Genomic DNA, 20,593 nt, shown 5'->3' with positions numbered 1-20,593 from the left:
GACCTCGGTCGCTAGCATCGGGTGGACTTGCCGAAATTGATCGGCAGGACCTTCGCGACGCTTCATCAAGATGCTGCCGGATATTTCTGTCTTGCTTAGCAATTGGCTACCGACAGGAAATCGCCGGACGTTGCGATGCGCGTGGAGCCCGCTGCGAAAAGAGGACGATGGAGTCTGCCGGAGTACTGTCGCGCGATCGGATCGTTGCCAGCCCAGGATGGAGTAGGTGGCTCGTCCCGCCCGCGGCGCTCTCGATACATCTAGCGATCGGCAGCGTGTACTCCTGGAGCGTGTTCAAGCTTCCACTGCACGAAACGCTGAGGGCATCCGGCCTTTTGAGTGCCCTGCCGTTCACGCTGAGCATTGTCATGCTCGGCGTGTCGGCAGCCGTCTTCGGCACGGCGGTGGAACGGCGAGGCCCCCGTTGGGCGATGTTCGTGGCGACCGTCTGCTTCTGCGGCGGTTTGCTCGTTTCGGCGCTGGCGGCCGACATCGGCCAGATGTGGCTGATCATCCTCGGTTACGGAGTCATCGGCGGGATCGGACTCGGGATCGGTTACATCGCACCGGTTTCCACGTTGATGAAGTGGTTTCCCGACCGGCCGGGCATGGCGACCGGATTCGCCATCATGGGGTTCGGCGGCGGTGCGCTGATCGCCTCGCCATGGTCGTCGCAGTTGATGAAGTGGTTCGGTACCGACCGCCATGGGCTGGCGGCGACGTTCTTGGTCATGGGGCTGGTGTATGCGGTCTTCATGGCGGTGGGAGTCCTGCTGGTCCGGGTGCCACCGCACCAATGGGAACCGCCGATCGTCAGGGTGGCCGCGTCGAAGATCCCGCATGCCGCGGGGCCCGACCGCACCGCCAATGAGGCGATCAAGACGCCCCAGTTCTGGTTGCTGTGGATTGTGTTGTGCTTCAACGTCACTGCGGGCATCGGTATCCTGGAACGGGCAGCGCCGATCTACCGTGACTACTTTCCGCATGCGGCCTCGCCCGCGGCGTTGACCGCGGCGGCGGCGGGCTTCGTCGCGATGCTGTCGCTAGCCAACTCGGCCGGACGCATACTCTGGTCCACGGCTTCGGATACGTTGGGCCGCAAGAATATGTACCGGCTCTATCTCGGTGTCGGGGCGATCCTCTACGCCGTCTTGATCGTCGCGCAAAACGCGAGCAAGCCGCTGTTCCTGGTGACCTGCATCCTGCTGCTGTCCTTCTACGGCGCGGGGTTTGCGACGGTGCCGGCCTATCTGCGCGACCTGTTCGGCTATCTCGAAGTTGGGGCGATCCACGGCCGGCTGCTTACCGCGTGGTCGACCGCGGGCGTGCTCGGGCCGGTGATTGTCAACGCGATTGCCGACAACCGCATTGCCGCCCATGTGGTGGGTCCCCAGCGGTACCAATGCTCGTTCACGATCATGGTGGTCCTGTTGCTGATCGGCGCGGTGTGCAACGAGCTGATTCGTACGCCGCGCCCACCGAGTTTCATCGTGTCGGCCGTCGATACGCCAAAGCCAGAGAGCGTGATTTCCGGGGAGGCTACTCAATGACCACCGGCCAATCGGTCGCCGCGACGTCACCGCGCGGCAAGCTGCTGGGTCTTGCCAGCTGGTTGTGGGTCGCAGTGCCATCCGCCTACGGCGTCTACGAGCTGGTGGCGAAAATCCCGGCTTTGTTTGCGAACTGACTCGACGTCGCAGGGAATAGCCCCGCTCGGGTTGCGCGTTCACCCGGCCATGGGCTCATTCACCGAAAGCGAACGTCAGCAATTCCTCGAAGCCAAGCACGTTGGTGTGCTGTCCGTCGCCGCCGACGACGGCCGCCCACCCGCCAGCGTTCCGATTTGGTACGACTACGCCCCGGGCGGAAACATCCGGGTCAACACCGGAGCGTCGTCTCGGAAGGCCAAGCTCATCGAGCGGGCCGGTGTGGTGACACTTGTCGTGCAGCGCGAGGAACTGCCGTATCAATATGTGGTCGTCGAGGGCACCGTGGTCGACACCGCCCAGCCGGCCCCCTTGGCCGTGCGCGAGGAGATCGCGATCCGCTACCTCGGCGAGGAGGGCGGACGCGCGTTCGTCAGCAGCATGGAGAATCAGGAAAGCGTGTTGTTCACCGTGCGCCCGGACCGCTGGATCACCGCTGATTTCTCCGATGCGTTCTAAACGCGCGCCGTCCATGGCAAACAGTTAGAGGATTGCGTTTTACCAGCGAAAGGATGCTCCGGCGCGTAATTTCTGTTTAGGCGATCCTTGTGAGGGTATTCCTTAACGACTTCTCACGAGGAAAGGACCTCGACATGTTGCACTCGGTAATTCTGGCTAGTTCGGATCCGCTTGCGGCGGGGCTCATTCTGCGCGGGATCAAGGGTATATTCGTCGCGATCGGCAGCGTGATCGCCGCAATAGTTTGCGGTCTCATCGCCGCCATGAAGGGCCGTAATCCGCTGGGATGGGGACTTCTCGGGCTGTTCTTCTCGATCCTTACCCTGATCGTTATCATCGTTATTCCGAGCAAGAAGTCATAGCGCGGCGAGCAAATCGCTGGGTGTCCTTTGGCCGTTCCTATCGAATTGCCGGGTCGATGCGCTCGTGCGCGGTCAGTAGTAAGTGGTCGAAGTCCGACGGCGAGCTGACGCCGGGACCGAGGGTGCGGAAGTCTTGGCAGATCTGTTCGGCGAGCAGCCGCAGCTTGATGTTGGCCTCCTGGGAAAGCCACTTGAGCAAGTCGAAGGCCGGACCATCGGCAATGCCGTAGACCAGCATCAACATTCCTTTGGCCTGCTCGATACCCGCACGGTGTTCAGCGATCTCGGCCAGCTTCGCGGTGACGATGTCTTCACGCTCCTGGTCGGGCGGCGCAGAGACGTCGACGTAGAACCCGTGGGTTCCGATGATCTCACCCTGGTGATCGCGCAACTGGTCACCGACGACCACGACCTGATGGACCTGTCCGGCGGTGTCGATGATCCGATGGCGCGTGCTGAACGCCTGGTGGGTGCTGAGGATCTGATCGATGGTTGCCGCGACCTGGCCGCAGTCGTCCGGGTGTTTGTGGGACAGCACCAGCTCGGTGGTCGGGGTCACGTTGCCGGGCTCGTACCCGTGCAACCGCTGTACCTGTTCGGACCACTCCCAGCGCTGGTCGGAGAAGTAGAACCGGAACCAGCCTGCTCGATGCGGCGCACCGCCGGCCAGGGCTTGTTCGACGTCGGCCGACTGGCCGTTGAGGTCCCAATTCATCGCGGACTTCGTCTCCTCGGGTTCAGATCACCGACACGACCGACCGCCGCCATACGTGCACGGTCCAACCCCAGAGGGGGCACGGGATTCGAGAACGCGCGAGGCCACGGCGTCGATATGCATGGCGCTGGTTGTTCAACGCCGAGGGCGAGTCAAATCATGACATAGGGATCGGCGCTGGTGGGCCGGTGGCGGGTGCGGCGCCGGTCGCGGAAGTCGGACGCCGCCCCGCCTCACCTGCCGATTAGGCGTTGATGACCTCCCGTTGGTCGATGGCCTGGCGTCCCTCGCCGCGGCCGACGCTGATCTTGCGGGGCTTGGCTCGCTCGGCCACCGGGATGCGTAGCCGCAGGACGCCTTCGGTGTAGGACGCCTCGATCTTCTCGGTGTCAAGGTTGTCGCCGAGCACCAGCTGTCTGCTGAACACGCCGCGGGGCCGCTCGGTGGCGAGCATCTCGCGGTTGGGATCGAGGGCCGGACGTTCGGCCCGCACGGTCACCACATTGCGCTCGATGTCGATGTCCAGCGACTCGGCGTCGATTCCCGGCAAGTCGAACTCGACGACGAATTCCTCGCCTTCGCGCCAAGCGTCCATTGGCATCACCGCGGGGCGTGCGGCCGTGCCCAGGACTTGTTGGGCGAAACGGTCCAGCTCCCGGAAGGGGTCGGTACGCATCAGCATTGCAGCCATCTCACACTCCAATCTGTTGCCATGGTGTTGAACTTATCTGTGCCATCTGGCATAGGTTTTATATATCACTATCGAAAGTTCAGTGCAAGTGTGATAAACAGGTTTTCTGTGCGAGCAAGCGAGGAGGTGCTCGATGACCGACGTCCCGGACGAGACCAGCGCGCCGTCGCCCAACCATGGGGTGTACGGCATCTCGGTCGCCGCCGAACTGTCCGGCGTTGCCGTGCAGTCGCTACGCCTCTACGAGCGCCACGGCCTTCTGATGCCTTCTCGCAGCAACGGCGGGACCCGCCGCTACAGCGCCGACGACTTGGCTCGACTGCGGCGCATCAGCGCGCTGGTCGACGCCGGAGTCAACCTGGCCGGCATCGCGCGCATCCTCAGCCTCGAAGACGACAACGCGGAACTATCCGCGGCGAATACGGATCTGCGCCTGAGCAACCGCACCTTGCGCTCGGCTGCGAAAGCCGCGAAATCCAAAGGGAAGAAATGAACTATGCGAGCAGGTAATCGATGACGGCGCCGTCAAGACGCTCGCCAGGTACCACCGCGATGCAGTCGGCAGCTCGCCTAGGCTAACGCGCAGAACGCCGCGGAAAGCTAGGCACCGCAACAGAGTTCGCAGTTATCTCTCGACGTTGAAGAATGAGTCGCCGTCCTCCGGCGTGCCGTCGATTTGGCCGCGTTCGCGACCGTGGGCCTCCGGGTCGATGCTGTCTAGCTCGTCATCGCTGACCAGCTCGACCTCGTCGGGTTCATGCACTTGCCTGGATGGCTGGCCGTCCCCCGAGTCGTCTGGAGTCTCCGCCGCGAGTTTCTCGTCGAGTGACTCGTGCTCGTCGGCATCGATCCACCGGTTCGGTGGATCTACGACTTCGTCACCGTCGTCGTTGCGCACCTCGTCGGAATCGAGGCTTTCGGATTGGTCCAGCATGTCGTCGTCGTTGCTATCCACATTGGCCGATTGCCCGACGGCACAGGGGATTAAACGGATTGGGACCCGATCCCGGCGACCGGGGCGCTTCGTTAATTGTCCTTTACCTTCGTTATCTGGCTTCGTGGGCCGATGTTTCCCGTGTGCCATCGTCGAGAAGGTTTTGAGGAAAGGCCACCGGGTGAAACAGCGCTAGGCGCGACTTATGCTTGCGTCAAGCACCACGGTCACGCTAAACACGTTGATCGCCCCCCCGCAGAGCGGGGAAGGCTCGGCTCCCTCGAGGGGGTTATGGCATGCCGGACGACAACAACACGATCGTCGCGGAATTGGCAGAGCTCGTTGCCAGCATCGAGCGCCAGAGCACGGCCACCGAGGCCGGGCTCCGGGAGCTCATCGAGAGCGGCACGGAGCATCTCGCCGGTTGCCAATACGCCGGAATCACCCTCGCCGATGCCGGCAAAGCGGTCACCAATGTGGTTGCCACGCATCACTACGCGACGGATCTCGACGCCGCGCAGCAGCGCTACCGGGAAGGGCCGTGTGTCGCGGCCGCGTGGGAGCACCACATCATGCACGTAGCGGACCTCGGCGCCGACGAGCGCTGGCCGCGTTATCAACGATTTGCCCTGGAGAACACGCCGATCCGCTCCGTATTGTCCTACGAGCTGTTCGTCGACGGCAGCACCACGGCGGCGCTGAATTTCTATGCCGAGCAACCGCGTGCATTCACCGACGACTCGATTGAGCTCGGCGGCGTCTTCGCCAGCCACGTCGCGCTGGCGTGGTCGATGATGCGGCGCAAAGATCAGTTCCGCAGCGCCCTGGCATCGCGGGACCTGATAGGTCAGGCCAAAGGCGTGGTCATGGAGCGGTTCAATATCGATGCCGTCGAGGCGTTCGAACTCCTGACTCGGCTATCGCAGCAATCCAACAGGAAGCTGATCGATCTCGCCGAGGCACTGATCGAAAGTGAACACCCACTCAAGCGCCCGCATCGGCATTAGTGGCCGATGGGGAAGGGTACGGGCCGGCGCTCGGCGATGAGCCGTTCGCCCAGGTCATAGTCATCATCGGCGTTATGGGTCAGCACCCCGACCACGGCATCGCCCGATTCGTACCACACGGTGAACCCATCGCGGTGCTCGCGTAACTGGCTGCGTTCGTAGCCGTCACCCCAGGCATGATACTTCAGGGTCGCATCGCCGACTGAAGTCCAAAACCCAGGTACACCAACCCATTTGGTAGGCCATCCTGCTGCGCAGGCTCCCGCGATCGCGCCTTGGTCGCTGGCGTCTTGCCAGTGCTCGACGGCCAAGAGACGCGCCGCGACCTCATGGTGCGCCAATGCGACGTCCCCCGCGGCGTAGACGTCGGGTGCCGTGGTGGCCATGTCGGAGCCGACGACGATCCGGGAGTCACGAATCTGCAGTCCCGCCTCGCCGGCGATGCGGCTCTGCGGCGCGACACCCGTCGCCGCGAGCACCAAATCGCAGTCGATGGTGACGCCATCGTCCAGCCGGACACCCGCATCGGTGATTTCCTCGACTGCGACCCCGCCGACATGGCGGGCCCCGGCATCTGTCACCAGATCACGTAGGCGTTCGGCGGCCTGGCTGCCCAATCGCTTCTCCTGCGGAAGTGGTTCTGGGGCAACCAGAGTCACTGAGACATTGCGCAACGCCAGGGAGGCTGCCGCCTCGCAGCCGATGAAGCCGGAGCCGATCACCACGGCGGAGTCGGCGGTGTCCGCGGCGTGGCGCAGCGCGGTCGCGTCGGCCAGTGAGCGCAACAGCAGGGCACGCTGACCGCCGGGGACCGGTGGGGCCTGCGGCGCCGCACCGCACGCCAAGATCAAGCTGTCGTATGTGTGCCGCTGGCCGCCGACGTAGAGCGTGCGCTGAGCCAGGTCCAGACGATCGACCCGGGCGCCCGTGGTGAGTTCGATATTACGGTCGTCGAACCACTGCGCATCGTGCAGTGCTACGTCCTCGGTCTGACCGCGCAGGTACTCCTTGCTCAGCGGTGGGCGAGCATAGGGCACGTCGACATCTGCGGTGAGGATGTGCACGGGTAGGTCCGCGTTGTGTTGGCGAAACGACTCGGCCGCCGATACCCCTGCCGGTCCGCTGCCCACGACGATCAATCCGGAGTCGGCCACTACGGCGTGATACCCGCACAGCGGCGGCTAAACCGGTGCGTTGTTTTGACGGCCCCGACGCGGGTAGCCCGCCGGGTATGAAAGCCGTGACCTGGCAGGGCAAACGCGACGTGCGCGTCGAGTCGGTGCCCGACCCGAAGATCGAACAGTCCACCGACGCCATCATCGAGGTGACCTCCACCAATATCTGCGGGTCGGATCTGCACCTGTACGAGATTCTCGGGGCGTTCATGAACCCGGGTGACATCCTCGGCCATGAGCCGATGGGGATCGTCCGCGAGATCGGTCCGGAAACCGGCGACCTCCAAGTGGGTGATCGGGTGGTGATCCCATTCCAGATTTCCTGCGGTAGCTGTCACATGTGCCACCACGAACTCTTCACCCAGTGCGAAACCACTCAGGTGCGCGAACAGGGCATGGGGGCAGCGCTTTTCGGCTACTCGGAGCTCTACGGCTCAGTTCCGGGCGGGCAGGCCGAGCTGCTTCGCGTTCCGCAGGCGCAGTTCACTCACATCAAAGTGCCTGTCGGACCGCCGGATTCGCGGTTCGTATATCTCTCGGATGTGTTGCCGACCGCGTGGCAGGCGGTGGACTACGCCAACATCCCGGACGGTGGCACGGTAGCCGTCCTCGGACTGGGGCCGATCGGAGACATGGCCGCCCGCATCGCCGATCATCTCGGGTACCGCGTCATCGGGGTGGACCTGGTGGCCGAACGCCTGGCCCGCGCCGCAAAGCGGGGGATTCACACCATCGACATCGGGCATCTCGACGCTTCGTTGGGTGATGCGATCCGCGACCTGACCGACGGCCGTGGAGCCGATTCGGTGATCGACGCGGTGGGCATGGAGGCGCACGGTTCACCGACGGCCAAGTTCGCCCAACAGGCGACTACGGTGCTGCCGGATGCGATCGCCAAGCGCTTGATGCAGACCGCCGGGGTGGACCGGCTCAATGCGCTGTATTCGGCCATCGACATCGTTCGCCGCGGTGGGACGATCTCGCTGATCGGCGTCTACGGCGGAATGGCCGACCCGCTTCCAATGCTCACGCTCTTCGACAAGCAGTTGACTCTGCGCATGGGGCAGGCCAACGTGAAGAGATGGGTCGACGACATCATGCCGCTACTGACCGACGACGACCCGCTCGGCGTGGACGACTTCGCCACTCACGTCCTGCCGCTCGACCAGGCCCCGCACGGCTACGAGATCTTCCAGAAAAAGCAGGACGGAGCAGTAAAGGTCATGCTCAAGCCATGAGCTGTACTGCCCGAGTCGCGAAATAACAAGTGCACTATGGCGTTTCGCACAGTTGTTTGATCGCGGCATGTCTCGGGTATCAAGTGCGCCATGACTAGAGCCGACACGCCCGCTCCGACCCCCACCGGTGAATTGTGGCCGGGCAAGGCGTACCCGCTGGGCGCCACGTACGACGGTGCCGGCACCAATTTCGCGCTGTTCAGTGAGGTGGCTGAGCGCGTGGAGTTGTGTCTGTTCGACGCCGACGGCGTCGAGACGCGAGTAACGCTGCCCGAGGTTGACTACTACGTCTGGCACGGCTACATCCCGGCCATCGAGCCCGGCCAGCGCTACGGCTACCGCGTCTATGGTCCCTACGAGCCCGCCGAAGGGTTGCGCTGCAACCCCAACAAGCTGTTGCTAGACCCGTACGCGAAGGCCATTGACGGAACGTTCGACTGGAACCAGTCGCTGTTCAGCTACAACTTCGGCGATCCTGACAGCCGCAACGACGACGACTCCGCGACGAGCATGCCCAAGTCCGTGGTGATCAACCCGTACTTCGATTGGGGCAACGACCGTCCGCCGTCTCACGAATACGCCGACACGGTCATCTACGAGGCACACGTCAAAGGCCTGACGCAGACCCATCCGGACATCCCCGAGCAGATCCGCGGAACTTACGGCGCCATCGCGCACCCGGTGATCATCGACCATCTCAAGAGCTTGGGGGTCACCGCTATCGAGCTGATGCCGGTGCACCACTTCGCCAATGACTCCACATTGGTCGACCGCGGACTGTCGAATTACTGGGGCTACAACACGATTGGGTTCTTCGCGCCCGATTTCAAGTACACCAGCGCGGTGTCACCGGGCGGTCAGGTGCAGGAGTTCAAGGCGATGGTGCGCGCCCTGCACGAGGCAGGCATCGAGGTGATCCTCGACGTCGTCTACAACCACACCGCCGAGGGCAACCACCTGGGGCCGACGTTGTCGATGCGCGGTATCGACAACCAGGCGTACTACCGGCTGGTCGACGACGACAAGCAGTACTACATGGACTACACCGGCACGGGAAACAGCCTCAACGTCGGGCATCCACACTCGCTGCAGCTGATCATGGACTCGCTGCGGTACTGGGTGACCGAGATGCACGTCGACGGCTTCCGGTTCGACCTGGCCTCGACCTTGGCCCGCGAGTTCTACGACGTGGACAAACTTGCGACGTTTTTCGAACTCGTGCAACAGGATCCGACCGTCAGCCAGGTCAAGCTGATCGCCGAACCGTGGGACGTCGGACCCGGTGGCTACCAGGTGGGTGGCTTCCCGCCGCAGTGGACGGAATGGAACGGAAAATACCGCGACACCGTCCGCGACTTCTGGCGCGGCGAGCCCGCCACGCTCGACGAGTTCGCCTACCGGCTGTCCGGATCGGCGGACCTGTACGAGCACACCGGGCGCCGGCCGGTGGCGTCGATCAACTTCGTCATCGCCCACGACGGGTTCACCCTGCGCGATCTGGTCTCCTACAACGAGAAGCACAACGAGGCCAACGGCGAAGACAACAACGATGGCGAGAGCCATAACCGGTCGTGGAACTGCGGCGCCGAAGGGCCGACCGACGACGCCGCCGTCAACGAACTGCGCGCCCGTCAGCAGCGCAACTTCCTCACCACGCTGCTGCTGTCGCAGGGCGTCCCGATGATCTGCCACGGCGACGAACTGGGCCGCACGCAGAACGGCAACAACAACGGCTACTGCCAGGACAGCGAACTCACCTGGGTCAACTGGGACGATGCCGACACCGGCCTGCTGGAGTTCACCCGCACCGTATCGGCGCTGCGGGCACAACACCCGGTGTTCCGCCGGCGGCGATTCTTCTCTGGCAAACCGGTCGGCCGCCGCGGCCAGGACGGGCTGCCCGACATCGCCTGGTTCGCCACCGATGGCGACGAAATGACCGACGAGGACTGGGGCGCGAGTTTCGCCAAATCCGTCGCGGTATTTCTCAACGGGCACGGCATTCCCGACCGCGATGCGCGCGGTCAGCGGGTGGTCGACGACTCGTTCCTGCTGTGTTTCAACGCCCACTACGAGCCGCTCGAGTTCACCCTCCCGCCGAAGGAATTCGGCGCATCATGGCAGGTGGTGGTGTTCACCGGGGCTGAGGAGGAGTCGCCCGCGGAGGAGGTACCCGGTGGCGGCAAGCTGACCGTGGAGGCCCACAGCGCGGTGGTGCTGCAGGCACTGTCCAACGGCGGCTGAACGCACCTAGGCGCAGCGACAGGGCGCATTAGGTGACCTTCGCCCAACAATTAGTGACGTTGGGCCCAGCCATTTGCTTGCCTTCCCATGCACAATGACGGTTGCGCCGCCGCGTGGGAAGGGGCAGCTCGTGCAGAGATCGAACCCCGACGCATGCGTAAACGATGTCGCCTGGTGCCGTCGAACCGCGTTGTCGGTCGTGTTCGTTATCGCGACGCTGTCCTGGGTCGGCTGGGCGACCGGTGTCGACCGGTTGACCCGCATCCACCCGAACTGGCCGCAGATGATGCCCTGGACCGGCGTGTGGCTGGTGGCGCTGGGGGTGGCGATTTGGGCGCAGTCGGGTGACCCATCGTGGGGCCGAGTGTTCGTCGCGCGGGTCTTGGCCCTGGTGGTGGGAGTCTTAGCCCTCATCACGCTGGTGGAGTACGTGACGCGTGGGTCGGCCGGCTTGGACGAACTGTGGTTCGGCGACGCGGTGCGCGCGTCGGGATGGACCTGGCCGGGCCGGCCGAGCCCACAGACCGCGACGTCGTCCCTGTTCCTGGCGACCGCCGCCGGGCTGATCCGGGTGGATGGCGATGGCAAGGCCCCAGTGCTGTGGCCCGCGTTCATCACCGCTGGAGGGGCCATCCCGTTCGTCACGGTCGGGGCCTACCTGTTCGATGCCTTGGCGCTGGTGGGCACCTCGCCCACGACCGGCCAGGCGCTGATGACGGCCCTCGCGCTGTTGCTGCTCGACGCCGCGATAGTGCTGGCACGCCCCGACCGGTTCCCGGTCGCCTGGCTGCTCGCCCGCCCCGACAAGGCGTCACTGCTGCGGCTGGCGGCGATTCTGGCCGGCTTTCCGATCGTGGTCGCGGTGGCGCGGCCGATCTTTCTGTGGCTCGGGTTCGGTGAGCAGACGGTATGGACCTTCTCGATTCTGCTGGGCACCGCCATCGTCGGGGCGATCACGTTCTTCTTCACCCAGCGCGAACAGAAACTGCTGATAGAGCAGGAGCAGGCGAGTAAGGAACGCGCCGAGGCCGAGACGCGCTATCGCATCCTCGCGGACAATGCGGTGGACATCGTCGTACACCTGCGCGGCGGTGAGCTCGCGTGGGTCTCGCCGTCCGTAGAGGCCGCGCTGGGCCGGCCGCCGCATGCCTGGGTCGGCGCGGATCTGGACCGCTACATCCATCCACTCGACATCGAGGCCGTCAGTGCCGCGGTGAACAGGGTCGCGGCCGGCGAATCGGTGGTCCAACGGTTCCGCGTGCATGCCGCCGACGGCGAGTACCGCTGGGTCGAGGGCCACGGCAAGCCGTACGTCGACGCCGAAGGCAACACCGACGGCCTGATCGCCGCGATGCGCATCGTCGACGCCCAGGTCGAGGCCGAGCAGCGGCTGGAACAGCTGGCGCGGTTCGACGCCCTTACCGGCCTGGCAAACCGGGCCGAAGCCCTAGGTCGACTCGCCGCCGCGCTGGAGGAATCACAGCCCGCTGGAAGCAGCGTGGGGGTTCTTTACTGCGACATCGACCATTTCAAAGAAATAAACGACACGTGGGGACACGGCATTGGCGACGTCGTGCTCGCCACTCTGGCAAAACGGATCCAGAAGAGCGTTCGCCGCGGCGACACCGTCGGCCGGACCGGAGGTGACGAGATTCTCGTCCTGCTGCCCGGTGTGCGCAGCGCCGACGAGCTCACCCGGATCGCCGAGAAGATTCGTTGTCGCGCCGCCGAACCCATCCACGCCTCCGGAAAGACGGTCCGCGCGACCCTCAGCATCGGCGCCACGCTTGCCTTTCCCGGCGAGTCCGTCAACACCGTCACCTCCCGGGTAGACGCGGCCATGTACAAGGCCAAGCTGGGCGCCAGGAACACTGTTCAGCAGAGTTAGGCAGCGAGCTGCCGCCGCGCGCCAGACGGCATCGGGTAGGTTTTTCGCGACAGCGTCTTGCGTTACAGGAGAGGGCAAATATGTCACGGACAGTGGTGGTTGGCGCGTCGAGTGGCCTGGGGCGCTGTATCGGCATCGGGCTCGCCCAACGCGGCGATCGGGTCGCTTTGCTGGCGCGCAGGCGTGAGCGCCTCGACACCGCCGCCAAGGAGGCCGGGTCGGGGGCGATCGCCGTCGAATGCGACATCACCGACCAGGCCTCGTGCCGGTCGGCCATCGGTGCGGTCGCCGACGCTTTCGGCGGCATCGACAACATCGTCTACACCCCCGCCATCAGCCCACTTGTCCGCATGGTCGACACCGACGCGCAGACGTGGCGCCGGATTTTCGACACCAACGTGGTCGGAGCGTCGCTGGTGACCGCGGCGGCGATGACCCACCTCACCGAGTCGGCGGGCAAGGTGGTGTACCTGTCCTCCGACGCGGGCCCCTACGGTCCGCCCTGGCCTGGGCTCGGCGCCTACGGCGTCAGCAAAGCGGCGCTGGAACGACTCGTCGAGGCGTGGCGATCCGAACATCCCGACGTCGGGTTCACCAACCTGATCGTGGGCGAGTGCGCTGGCGGCGAGGGTGAGGCGGCGACCGGGATGAACGCCGGCTGGGACATGGACCTGACCATGCAGGCTTACCCGCTCTGGGTCTCGCGCGGCTGCATGCCGGGCAAGTTGATGCCGGTCGAAGACCTGATCGACGTGGTCCACACGATCCTGCGCACCAATTCGTCGACGTCGATGCCGCTGGTCGTCGCCCGTGGCGCGCCGTCGAGCCCGGCCGCTTTCGCCGAGGCCAATCAGTCCTAGCTCAGCGACCGGTGAGCTTCTCCCGCACCAGGTCGGTGACGAAGCGAACCGGCGACACCGGCTGGAACGCCAGGGCCGCCTCGGTGAGTGCGTCGCGAGACGCGACGGGCAGCTCGATGTCGCCCGCGGCCACGTTGAATTCGAGCTGTTCGACGCTGGATGCGCCCGGAATGGCGACCACGCCCGGATAGCTGATCAGCCAGGCCAGCGCAACCTGGGCCGGCTTGGCGTCGACTTCCGTCGCGACATCGCGCAACAACTGCAGCAATGGCTCGAGGCGCCGCAGGTTTTCGGTACCGAACAGCGAGTTGATCGCACGGACGCCGCCGGGACGATTATCGACGCTGTACTTGCCGCCCAGCAGCCCTTGTTCCAGTGGGCTGTAGGCGATCACGACGCGGTTCTCTCGTTCGGCGAACGGCACCAGCTTCTTGAGCGCCTTCGGGAAGGCGAGCGAGAAGTGGACCTGATTGCTGATGACCGGACAGCCCAGCGCGGCATCGGCTTTTTGCCAGCGCTCTAGCGAATAGTTCGAGACGCCGGCCGCGCCGATGTCACCGCTGTTGATGAGGTCGCGCATGCCCGGCATGATCACCGAGTCGGGGACGACAGGGTTGGACTGGTGGATCTGGTACAGCGGGATGCGGTCCAGTTGCAGCCGCCGCGCGCTGGCCCGCTCGCGCTGCTTGATCACCGCCGGGAACGGTGCGACCGGCATGATCTTGCTGGCCACCGCGACCTCGGCACGTTTGTCGCCGAGCGCCTCGCCGAGAATCCGCTCGCTCTTGCCCAGCCCGTAGACCTCGGCGGTATCGAACAGCGTCACCCCCATCGCCAGCGATCGCTGCACGATGTCGCGGGCGGCGCCGGCGGCGTACTCGTCCCCGTAACCCCACTCTCGCGAGCCGAATTGCCAGGTGCCCAGCCCGATCCGGCTGACCCGGCCCACTCCGTCGACGTCGAGATATTTCATGTGCTCACCGTACTGGGCCAGGCGGGCACGTGTGATGGTCAGTCGGGGATCTTGTTGAGGATGTAGTTGACGATGCTCACGGCCGTTTGGCGGGGGCCGCTGGCATCGGTGGTGCCGAGGCTGACGACATACAGGTCGACCACGACGTTGGCTTTGGCCGCCGCCGCCCGAACAAATCGCACCTTGAGGCCCTTGGGTGCCAGATCCATCGTGGTGATGCCGTTGCCGGCATCGGCGGGCGGGCTCAGCGACAACGTGTACATCGGGCCGCCGCGGGCGGTCAGCGTCACCGGTGCCCCGCCGCAATCGCGCCAGCCGTCGACCAGCTTCGTGCCCTGTGTCTGCGCGGTCGGCGAATCACGAAACGCCATGACCGCCTGGATCACCTGGATCGAATTCAACAGGGTTTGCGTATCGGCGAACGCCTCCGCGCGATACCGCAGCATGGCCTTGAGGTCGTAGGCCTCCGGGGCGCCGGGCATCACGGCGCCCCAGCACTGCGGCCGATCGATTGTCGCGTCTGTATCGCTTTTACTTGGCCGATCCCAGGTTTGGCCGGCCTCCAGGTTCTGGTCGTTGGTAAGGCTTTTCAGGGCATCCAGCTTCGGCAGCAGCCTGATGACGTCATCCGGTGCCACCTTGGGTGGCGGCGGCGTCTCGGTGGTGGTGCCGGGGGTCGCCGTGATTGCCGGCGCGGCGCTCTGTCGGGGGTGCGAGACGGACAGCGTGGACAGCGTGGCCCACCCGATCAGCGCGACGACGGTCAGCGTGACGAACGCATACGACAGGGACAACCCAACAAGTGCCCGGTCACGTCCGAGCTCACCGGTGCGGCGAATCTGGGCGAGGCCGAGATGCCCGAGAAGCGCGCCGATGGGGGCGAACACGAACGCGAACACCAGTGACAACGTCGCCAACGTGTTGACGGGCTGCGGCGGCGGCGGGGGTGGCGGCGAGAAGACCGGCGGTCCGACCGGCGGCGGGCCGTACGGAACGCGGCCCAGCGGATCGTAGGTAAGCGACTCCGGGCTAAAGGGATTGTGTCCGAACGGATCCTGAGGGTTCGTCGCGGCCTCCTTAGTCTGGGATCCTGCCCAGACTGTAGTACCGGGAGCTAGGCCATCGGTAGTTGTGACGTCAGCCGCGGCGCCGCAGTGTCCACAACCTGGCCTGACCGGCCGGCAGGTTTGGTGATTTGGTCGGTGGGTAGGCGACAGGGAGCGCGCGAAACAGCCCGCGCGTGACAACCGGAATATTTCGGGAGGACATCACTATGGCTGACAGTGCCATCACGACGCCTACTGACGTCGTCGACTTTCTTTCCAGTCAGCACGAGCAGATCAAGTCTCTATTCGCCAAAACGCTTGCGGCGAAGGGGGAGACACGTGAGCAGAATTTCGTCGAGCTGCGGCGACTGCTCGCCGTGCATGAAACCGTCGAGGAAGAAATCGTTCACCCGCGCGCCAAGCGAAAGATCGCCAATGGCGAAGCGGTGGTGGGGCAGCGGCTGCAGGAAGAGCACGAGGCCAAGACCGTCCTGCAGCAGCTGGAAAAGCTCGACGTCGACAGCGAGGAATTCACCCAGCTGCTGACGGGACTTCGCGACGCCGTCCTGGAGCACGCCGAACACGAAGAGAAGGACGAGTTCGCCCGGCTGGGCCAGGAATTGAGCAGTCACGAGCTTGAAACCATGGGCCGCGCCGCCAAGCTTGCCGAAGCGATCGCGCCCACCCGGCCGCATGCCGGGGTCGAGTCGCAAGTGGCCAATCTGGTCGCCGGCCCGTTCGCGGCCATGCTGGATCGGGCTCGCGACGCCATTATCGGCAAGGGCTGACCCGTTTCGGCTCGGTAGGCAGGGGTACGCCCAGGGGCATGACGTCCTTGGGCTACTTCCTGTCGTGCGAAGAATCGACTCTCGACGAGCTGGTCCAACGCCGCTTCGTCCGGCAGTTCGTCGCCTGAGAGCAACCATGATCGCCGCAAAGAAGGGCGCCGAGCGGTACTTGCCCGAGAAGCGTTCGCTTCGTTCGCTGGCGGCAGCAGCCGAAAGATGCCAGGGGTGCGCACTTTTCGAGAAGGCCACCCAGACCGTCTTCGGCCACGGTACGGCCAACGCCCCGATCATGTTGGTCGGTGAGCAGCCCGGGCAGCAGGTATGCCGTCAGCAAGCTAACGCGGCACTGGCCGTCGGATGGATCGGAAGCAGGCTGTCGAACCCGCACGCTTCGACGAAGCGTCTGACCCGCGGCTCCCCGCTGACGAGGCGCAAAGCGATGCGGCGCTCGTGGCATCGTCGCGCCTCAGCAGCCAGCACACCGAATGCGCAGCAGCTCATGAAACCCAATCCGTTGAGGTCTATGACGAATGATCCGGGCGAGGGCGCCGCGTTGGCGGTCTCGCCGATTAATCGTCGCCAGGTTTCCTCGTTGAACGCGTCGACCTCGCCGCCCGCGTGGATGATCACCGCGGAACGACTGCGCTGGACCACCGCCCGCAATCTACTGCGGGTGTCGCCGAGTTCAGACCTCAGCTGGTTGCTCAGTACCAACTGGGTGGTGAACGGTTCGGCGATCTCCGCATTCATAGCTGGCGGGATTAACTGTTCTTGTGCGGCAGGAATTCCTGGGCCTTGGTTATCAGGCCCTCCTTGATGAATCCCCGCCGGTCTTCGTCGCCGGCCAGCACCGCGGCGGCGGTCGCCTTGAACTGTTCCCACGTCGCATGCGGCGGTATCGGCGGCATGTCCGGGTCGGTGTAGACGTCGAGCACAGTAGGACGGTCAGCGGCCAACGCGTCACGCCAAGCGTCCGAGAGCTCCTCAGGGTCTTTGACGGCCACTGCGCCTAGACCTAAGCCGGCGGCGAACGCGGCATAGTCGACGTCGGGAAGTGTCTGGGATTCCACGAATTTCGGCGCTCCACCCATGGCCCGCATTTCCCACGTAACCTGGTTGAGATCGTTATTGTGCAGGATCGCCACGATCAGGCGTGGATCATCCCACTCCTGCCAGTAACGCTTGATCGTGATCAGTTCGGCCATGCCGTTCATCTGCATCGCACCGTCTCCGGCGAACGCGATCACAGGTCGCTGCGGGTGAGCGAATTTCGCACCGATCGCGTACGGAACGGCTGGGCCCATGGTGGCGAGAGTGCCCGACAGTGAACCACGAATATTGCTGTGGAACTTGAGGTTTCGCGCGTACCAGTTGGCGGCCGATCCGGAGTCCGCGGTCACAATCGCGTCGTCGGGCAGCTGCGGGGAGAGTTCGGCGAACAGTCGCAACGGGTTGATCGGATCGGCGCTGACCATTGCCTCTTTTTGCATCGTTTCCCACCATCGCGCCACGTTCTTCTCGATGGTCTCCCGCCAGGACCTATCCTCTTTACGGATCAAGCGCGGGATCAGCGCCTGCAGGGCGACCTTCGCGTCGGCGACAACATTGACCTCATAGGGGTAGCGCATTCCGATCAACTTGCCGTTGACGTCGATCTGCACGGCGCGGCACTGACCGAATTCCGGCAGGAACTGGCTGTAAGGGAAGCTGGATCCCACGGTCAGTAGGGTGTCACAGTCGCGCATCAGCTCGTAGCTCGGGCGCGTACCGAGCAAGCCGATAGACCCAGTTACCCAGGGCAATTCGTCAGAAAGCACGTCCTTGCCCAACAAAGCCTTGGCCGCGCCGGCCCCGAGCAGTTCGGCGACTTCGATCAGCTCGTCACGTGCCCCACGCGCGCCGGTGCCGACCAGCATGGCAACTCTGTTGCCCTCGTTGAGGATTGCGGCCGCACGCGCGATCGCGGCATCGTCGGGGGAGGTCGCCGGCCACTCGATACCCAAGCTCGACGGCACCATTTTGAAGGCGTGGGTGGGCGCCGAGTACGGCAGCTCCTGTACGTCGGCCGGGATGATCACCGCGGTCGGGGCGCGTTCGGTCATAGCAATCCGGATGGCGCGATCGAGCACATTGGGCAATTGTTCTGGCACAGTAATCATTTGGACGTAATCGCTGGCGACATCTTTGAACAGGCTGAGTAGGTCGACCTCTTGCTGGTAGGAGCCGCCCATGGCGCTGCGGTTGGTCTGTCCGACGATGGCCACGACCGGTACGTGGTCGAGCTTTGCGTCATAGAGGCCATTAAGAAGATGGATCGCACCGGGCCCTGATGTACCGATACACACTCCGACCCGTCCGGTGAACTTCGCGTAGCCGACCGCCTCGAAGGCGCTCATCTCCTCATGGCGCGCCTGAATGAACTTCGGCTGGTTTTCGGCGCGCCCCCATGCGGCGAGGATTCCGTTGATCCCATCGCCCGGATATCCGAAGACATGTTCAACATCCCACGCGCGCAGCCGCTCCAGCAGGTAGTCACCCACTTTCATCTTGGACATCAGATTCCCTCCTCACAGCCGCTGCCGCTCGACATTGAAATCGTTTGGACGCCTTGGACCGGTACCGCAATGCGCGTGAGCGTGCGGAATCGCATACCCCCGTTGCGTGATACCCGGGATGGTCGAAGGTATTCCTCCGAACAGGACTAGCTGTCCGGTCGGCTCACATCCTTGGCGGCCGCCACTCGCGGTGCCCCGGCCTGGCCGTCGAGTGTCACGCCGTCCAGCCAGCTATCGACACCCGGACCAAGGACTATCGCGTGACCGGGCGCCAACAGCGCTCCGGTCGCCAGCGCGTCGAGTTCGGGTGCTGCGACGCGTACCGCGCGGTCATCGCCTTGCGCGGCAAGCAGCTTGGATACCAGTCGGGGCAACCGGATGGGTTCCGGACCGGTGATCGTGCGCGGGGTACGTGTCTGACCCAGCGCGGCCTCGACAAGCACGTCGGCGACGGTGTCGGCCGCGACCGGCTGAATCAACCAGTCCTGGGCAACGACGTGACCGTCGTCGAAGTCCACCGCGGCCGGGTTGGTCGCGAATTCGAACCATTGCGTGGACCTCACGATGGTGGCCGGCACCGACCCTTCGAGCACAACATCGTGCGCGGCCCGTTTGGCGGCGAAGTAGGGAAACTCGTCGAACACGGGGTCCTCGATGCCGGCGATCGTCGACACGACCAATCGCTGAATTCCCTTGGCGCCACATACCATTACCAGGTTGTGATATGCGGCGTTGAGTGTGTGCACAATATCGGCGTGCGCATGGTCGGGTACCGGGTCGCTCACGTCGATGACGACGTCGACGCCATCGAGTGCATTGGCGAGGCCTTGCCCGGTAAGGAGGTCCACGCCACCACCACGCGAGGCTTCGACCACCGCGACGCCGCGACCGCGCAACCTGGCGGCGACGCGGGAGCCGGCCGTGCCGGTGGCTCCGATCACAGCGACGGTGGTCGTGGCGGCACCTACTTTCGGTCGCGCGGCGGGCAGGACTGCGGTACCCGCGAAACATCTGTCGAAACGGACGAATTGGGCCGGCTCCCATCAGCCCGCTGACCAGGCGAGACCGATCGGATTTCGCCGCATCCGTTTGGCGCGCGATGTGGCGGGAATTCGTAATGTGCGGACGAATTGATCGAAATGGCAGATGGCTTGTGTGGTCACGCCGCTCGCGCCAGTTCAGACGAGTTGGTCAATCCATCCGCGATTAAGCGAGCGCAAGCTCACCAACACCGAGAGGGAGGATCGAGCTATGGGCGATCAGAACAGTGGTCCAGAAGAAGGCATCAAAGGAGCCGTCGAGGGCATCAAGGGCAAGGCCAAAGAGGTCGGCGGGACCCTGGTGGGTCGCGACGACGTCGTAGAAGAGGGCAAGGCCCAGCAGGACAAGGCCGATGCTCAGCGCGAAGCGGCAAAGAAGGAAGCCGAAGCCGATGCCGCGCGTGGCGGCGCCAAGGCCGCCGAAGAGCGCCAAAAAGAGCACCAGTAATTCGCCAGACTCGAGTGGGGCCGGCGCAGTGGTGGGCCGGCCCCATTTGGCGCGTCGTGCACGGTATCGGCAACGAACTGCCGGTCGATGGTTTCAACCCTCGACGCCGGGTTACCCCTGGCAGGAACCGCGGACGTCGGGCCGCGCCGGGGACAGTGAGGTCGTGGGAGATGGGCCATCGAATGTCGAGCATTCTCACTTTTCTACGAAACGGGTACCCCACCTGCGCGCCGCCGGTTGGCTACCTTTCGCTGCTGGCTCTGCTGCCGCGCCGCGTCTCCGAGGACGAAGTCTGCGAAATCGCGTGGGAACTCTCGGTGCGCGGGTGCCCGATCGATGACGCCGATATCGGCGTGGAGATCACCCGGAACATCCATGAAATGCCCTCGCCCGAAGACATCAAGCGGGTCCGGCGGCGACTCATTGCGATTGGCGGGCCGGATACGGTTGCTCACGGCGGATAA

Annotated in this window: 22 protein-coding genes and 1 pseudogene; 14 read left to right on the top strand and 9 right to left on the bottom strand. The window is 64.5% G+C overall.

Translation table 11 applies throughout. From position 1 onward, the window contains the following. Positions 1–167: 167 nt before the first annotated feature. The 4 genes from AAHS21_RS19690 to AAHS21_RS19675 all read left to right on the top strand — a co-directional run bounded on the left by AAHS21_RS19690 (position 168) and on the right by AAHS21_RS19675 (position 2,527). A complete protein-coding gene (locus tag AAHS21_RS19690) occupies positions 168–1,550 on the top strand; it encodes an OFA family MFS transporter (RefSeq protein ID WP_342929253.1) in 1,383 nt (460 codons plus the stop codon). After that, entirely contained in the window at positions 1,547–1,687 is a 141-nt protein-coding gene (locus AAHS21_RS19685) for a hypothetical protein (RefSeq protein WP_342929252.1), read from the top strand. The genes AAHS21_RS19690 and AAHS21_RS19685 overlap by 4 nt, the downstream gene beginning before the upstream one ends. Before the next feature lie 49 nt (positions 1,688–1,736). Next, the gene (locus tag AAHS21_RS19680) at positions 1,737–2,165 is read left to right on the top strand and encodes a pyridoxamine 5'-phosphate oxidase family protein (protein WP_342929251.1); all 429 of its coding nucleotides are present in this window, start codon (positions 1,737–1,739) and stop codon (positions 2,163–2,165) included. 134 nt (positions 2,166–2,299) lie between these two features. Next, positions 2,300–2,527 carry a deoxyribodipyrimidine photolyase gene (locus AAHS21_RS19675; protein WP_342929250.1) on the top strand — a complete coding sequence of 76 codons (228 nt, stop codon included), beginning with the start codon at positions 2,300–2,302 and terminating at the stop codon, positions 2,525–2,527. 37 nt (positions 2,528–2,564) lie between these two features. Here AAHS21_RS19675 and AAHS21_RS19670 read toward each other — a convergent pair whose 3' ends face one another. Both AAHS21_RS19670 and AAHS21_RS19665 read right to left on the bottom strand, forming a co-directional pair. Beyond that, a complete protein-coding gene (locus AAHS21_RS19670) occupies positions 2,565–3,242 on the bottom strand; it encodes a PAS and ANTAR domain-containing protein (protein ID WP_342929249.1) in 678 nt (225 codons plus the stop codon). A gap of 244 nt (positions 3,243–3,486) precedes the next feature. Beyond that, a complete protein-coding gene (locus AAHS21_RS19665) occupies positions 3,487–3,924 on the bottom strand; it encodes an HSP20 family small heat-shock protein (RefSeq protein WP_342929337.1) in 438 nt (145 codons plus the stop codon). 142 nt (positions 3,925–4,066) lie between these two features. Between AAHS21_RS19665 and AAHS21_RS19660 the strand changes: the two genes are divergently transcribed. After that, positions 4,067–4,426: a helix-turn-helix transcriptional regulator gene (locus tag AAHS21_RS19660; RefSeq protein WP_342929248.1), complete on the top strand. Its 360-nt coding sequence runs from the start codon at positions 4,067–4,069 to the stop codon at positions 4,424–4,426. Between the two features lie 132 nt (positions 4,427–4,558). Here AAHS21_RS19660 and AAHS21_RS19655 read toward each other — a convergent pair whose 3' ends face one another. Further along, positions 4,559–4,867, bottom strand: coding sequence for a hypothetical protein (locus AAHS21_RS19655; protein WP_342929336.1), 309 nt, complete (start codon positions 4,865–4,867; stop codon positions 4,559–4,561). A 296-nt stretch (positions 4,868–5,163) separates the two neighbouring features. Between AAHS21_RS19655 and AAHS21_RS19650 the strand changes: the two genes are divergently transcribed. Further along, positions 5,164–5,874 (top strand): GAF and ANTAR domain-containing protein, encoded by a 711-nt coding sequence (locus AAHS21_RS19650; RefSeq protein ID WP_342929247.1) that lies wholly within the window; start codon positions 5,164–5,166, stop codon positions 5,872–5,874. On the opposite strand, the gene AAHS21_RS19645 is transcribed toward AAHS21_RS19650, so the two are convergent. Then, positions 5,871–7,028, bottom strand: a complete 1,158-nt coding sequence (locus tag AAHS21_RS19645; protein ID WP_342929246.1) for an FAD-dependent oxidoreductase — start codon at positions 7,026–7,028, stop codon at positions 5,871–5,873. The two genes, AAHS21_RS19650 and AAHS21_RS19645, sit on opposite strands and share 4 nt — an antisense overlap. 77 nt (positions 7,029–7,105) lie before the next feature. Here AAHS21_RS19645 and AAHS21_RS19640 point away from each other — a divergent pair, with 77 nt between their 5' ends. The 4 genes from AAHS21_RS19640 to AAHS21_RS19625 all read left to right on the top strand — a co-directional run bounded on the left by AAHS21_RS19640 (position 7,106) and on the right by AAHS21_RS19625 (position 13,279). Beyond that, the gene (locus tag AAHS21_RS19640) at positions 7,106–8,287 is read left to right on the top strand and encodes a zinc-dependent alcohol dehydrogenase (RefSeq protein WP_342929245.1); all 1,182 of its coding nucleotides are present in this window, start codon (positions 7,106–7,108) and stop codon (positions 8,285–8,287) included. Between the two features lie 90 nt (positions 8,288–8,377). Next, entirely contained in the window at positions 8,378–10,531 is a 2,154-nt protein-coding gene (glgX, locus tag AAHS21_RS19635) for a glycogen debranching protein GlgX (RefSeq protein ID WP_342929244.1), read from the top strand. Between the two features lie 130 nt (positions 10,532–10,661). Next, entirely contained in the window at positions 10,662–12,419 is a 1,758-nt protein-coding gene (locus AAHS21_RS19630) for a sensor domain-containing diguanylate cyclase (RefSeq protein ID WP_342929243.1), read from the top strand. Between the two features lie 92 nt (positions 12,420–12,511). Then, positions 12,512–13,279 (top strand): SDR family oxidoreductase, encoded by a 768-nt coding sequence (locus tag AAHS21_RS19625; RefSeq protein ID WP_342929335.1) that lies wholly within the window; start codon positions 12,512–12,514, stop codon positions 13,277–13,279. Between the two features lies 1 nt (position 13,280). Here AAHS21_RS19625 and AAHS21_RS19620 read toward each other — a convergent pair whose 3' ends face one another. Then, positions 13,281–14,252: an aldo/keto reductase gene (locus AAHS21_RS19620; RefSeq protein ID WP_342929242.1), complete on the bottom strand. Its 972-nt coding sequence runs from the start codon at positions 14,250–14,252 to the stop codon at positions 13,281–13,283. 38 nt (positions 14,253–14,290) lie between these two features. Beyond that, a complete protein-coding gene (locus AAHS21_RS19615) occupies positions 14,291–15,160 on the bottom strand; it encodes a sensor domain-containing protein (RefSeq protein ID WP_342929241.1) in 870 nt (289 codons plus the stop codon). 365 nt (positions 15,161–15,525) lie between these two features. On the opposite strand from AAHS21_RS19615, the gene AAHS21_RS19610 reads away from it, so the two are divergent. Then, positions 15,526–16,086, top strand: coding sequence for a hemerythrin domain-containing protein (locus tag AAHS21_RS19610; protein ID WP_342929240.1), 561 nt, complete (start codon positions 15,526–15,528; stop codon positions 16,084–16,086). 136 nt (positions 16,087–16,222) lie between these two features. After that, positions 16,223–16,405, top strand: a pseudogene (locus AAHS21_RS19605) (uracil-DNA glycosylase); the annotation flags it as partial. Between the two features lie 8 nt (positions 16,406–16,413). Here the strand turns inward: AAHS21_RS19605 and AAHS21_RS19600 are convergent. The 3 genes from AAHS21_RS19600 to AAHS21_RS19590 form a co-directional block, all read right to left on the bottom strand. Next, positions 16,414–16,836, bottom strand: coding sequence for an anti-sigma factor antagonist (locus AAHS21_RS19600; RefSeq protein WP_342929239.1), 423 nt, complete (start codon positions 16,834–16,836; stop codon positions 16,414–16,416). An 11-nt stretch (positions 16,837–16,847) separates the two neighbouring features. Further along, a complete protein-coding gene (locus tag AAHS21_RS19595) occupies positions 16,848–18,641 on the bottom strand; it encodes a thiamine pyrophosphate-requiring protein (RefSeq protein ID WP_342929238.1) in 1,794 nt (597 codons plus the stop codon). Positions 18,642–18,787: 146 nt separating this feature from the next. After that, complete coding sequence (locus AAHS21_RS19590) at positions 18,788–19,582, bottom strand: NAD(P)H-binding protein (RefSeq protein ID WP_342929237.1); 795 nt, start codon at positions 19,580–19,582, stop codon at positions 18,788–18,790. 310 nt (positions 19,583–19,892) lie between these two features. Between AAHS21_RS19590 and AAHS21_RS19585 the strand changes: the two genes are divergently transcribed. Both AAHS21_RS19585 and AAHS21_RS19580 read left to right on the top strand, forming a co-directional pair. Continuing rightward, positions 19,893–20,129, top strand: a complete 237-nt coding sequence (locus tag AAHS21_RS19585) for a CsbD family protein (protein WP_342929236.1) — start codon at positions 19,893–19,895, stop codon at positions 20,127–20,129. A gap of 170 nt (positions 20,130–20,299) precedes the next feature. Beyond that, positions 20,300–20,593 (top strand): DUF3349 domain-containing protein, encoded by a 294-nt coding sequence (locus tag AAHS21_RS19580; protein WP_342929235.1) that lies wholly within the window; start codon positions 20,300–20,302, stop codon positions 20,591–20,593.

Origin of the sequence: Mycobacterium sp. 050272, assembly GCF_039023525.1 — a bacterium.
Taxonomy (GTDB): Bacteria; Actinomycetota; Actinomycetes; order Mycobacteriales; family Mycobacteriaceae; genus Mycobacterium.
The sequence above is the reverse complement of the archived record's forward strand: the minus strand, read 5'-3'. Positions and strand labels throughout refer to the sequence as shown.

Excerpts from the sequence above, each read along its gene's own strand:
- AAHS21_RS19620 (WP_342929242.1), bottom strand. The coding sequence starts at position 14,252 with ATGAAATATCTCGACGTCGACGGAGTGGGCCGGGTCAGCCGGATCGGG.
- AAHS21_RS19650 (WP_342929247.1), top strand. The coding sequence starts at position 5,164 with ATGCCGGACGACAACAACACGATCGTCGCGGAATTGGCAGAGCTCGTT.
- glgX (WP_342929244.1), top strand. The coding sequence starts at position 8,378 with ATGACTAGAGCCGACACGCCCGCTCCGACCCCCACCGGTGAATTGTGG.
- AAHS21_RS19660 (WP_342929248.1), top strand. The coding sequence starts at position 4,067 with ATGACCGACGTCCCGGACGAGACCAGCGCGCCGTCGCCCAACCATGGG.
- AAHS21_RS19610 (WP_342929240.1), top strand. The coding sequence starts at position 15,526 with ATGGCTGACAGTGCCATCACGACGCCTACTGACGTCGTCGACTTTCTT.
- AAHS21_RS19595 (WP_342929238.1), bottom strand. The coding sequence starts at position 18,641 with ATGTCCAAGATGAAAGTGGGTGACTACCTGCTGGAGCGGCTGCGCGCG.
- AAHS21_RS19640 (WP_342929245.1), top strand. The coding sequence starts at position 7,106 with ATGAAAGCCGTGACCTGGCAGGGCAAACGCGACGTGCGCGTCGAGTCG.
- AAHS21_RS19600 (WP_342929239.1), bottom strand. The coding sequence starts at position 16,836 with ATGAATGCGGAGATCGCCGAACCGTTCACCACCCAGTTGGTACTGAGC.
- AAHS21_RS19580 (WP_342929235.1), top strand. The coding sequence starts at position 20,300 with ATGGGCCATCGAATGTCGAGCATTCTCACTTTTCTACGAAACGGGTAC.
- AAHS21_RS19680 (WP_342929251.1), top strand. The coding sequence starts at position 1,737 with ATGGGCTCATTCACCGAAAGCGAACGTCAGCAATTCCTCGAAGCCAAG.
- AAHS21_RS19675 (WP_342929250.1), top strand. The coding sequence starts at position 2,300 with ATGTTGCACTCGGTAATTCTGGCTAGTTCGGATCCGCTTGCGGCGGGG.
- AAHS21_RS19690 (WP_342929253.1), top strand. The coding sequence starts at position 168 with ATGGAGTCTGCCGGAGTACTGTCGCGCGATCGGATCGTTGCCAGCCCA.
- AAHS21_RS19670 (WP_342929249.1), bottom strand. The coding sequence starts at position 3,242 with ATGAATTGGGACCTCAACGGCCAGTCGGCCGACGTCGAACAAGCCCTG.
- AAHS21_RS19655 (WP_342929336.1), bottom strand. The coding sequence starts at position 4,867 with ATGCTGGACCAATCCGAAAGCCTCGATTCCGACGAGGTGCGCAACGAC.
- AAHS21_RS19585 (WP_342929236.1), top strand. The coding sequence starts at position 19,893 with ATGGGCGATCAGAACAGTGGTCCAGAAGAAGGCATCAAAGGAGCCGTC.
- AAHS21_RS19665 (WP_342929337.1), bottom strand. The coding sequence starts at position 3,924 with ATGCTGATGCGTACCGACCCCTTCCGGGAGCTGGACCGTTTCGCCCAA.
- AAHS21_RS19685 (WP_342929252.1), top strand. The coding sequence starts at position 1,547 with ATGACCACCGGCCAATCGGTCGCCGCGACGTCACCGCGCGGCAAGCTG.